We start from the raw sequence: 473 nt of genomic DNA, 5'->3' as shown, positions 1-473 counted from the left end.
CGTGCTGCCGCCGCTGCCCAACCACCTGTTCACCCGCGACCCGTCCGCCTGGATCGGCCACGGGATCACCCTGCACCCGATGGCCAAACCGGCCCGGCGCCGCGAGACCGCCCATCTGGACGCCATCTACCGGCACCACCCGCTGTTCACCGCCCAGGACATCCCCGTCTGGTACCCGGGAGCCGACTCCGCCCTTCCCACCATCGAGGGCGGCGACATCCACGTCCTGAACGAAGAGCTGGTCCTGGTCGGCATGAGCGAGCGCACCACCCCGCAGGCCATCGAGCTGCTCGCCCAGCGGCTGTTCACCGCCGGCACGGTACGGCGCGTCATCGCCGCCCAGCTGCCCCGGCGGCGAACTCGGCCGCGGCCGCGGCGGCCCCCGCTGCATGACCTGCCCGCTCCACCGCGACGGGACGACGAAGTGACCGTCCTGCGCTAGGCCGGTCGCCAACGAACCACCCCGCGGGTGA

Annotated in this window: 1 protein-coding gene; it reads left to right on the top strand. The window is 72.9% G+C overall.

Features of this window, described 5'->3' with window-relative positions; genetic code table 11:
* Positions 1 to 442, top strand: a 442-nt coding sequence (locus ETD83_RS45200; protein ID WP_230421555.1) for an arginine deiminase family protein, incomplete at its 5' end; no start/stop codon positions are given.
* Between the last annotated feature and the right edge of the window lie 31 nt (positions 443 to 473).

Origin of the sequence: Actinomadura soli (assembly GCF_005889715.1) — a bacterium.
GTDB lineage: Bacteria > Actinomycetota > Actinomycetes > Streptosporangiales > Streptosporangiaceae > Spirillospora > Spirillospora soli.
This window is presented reverse-complemented; position numbering and strand designations above follow the sequence as displayed.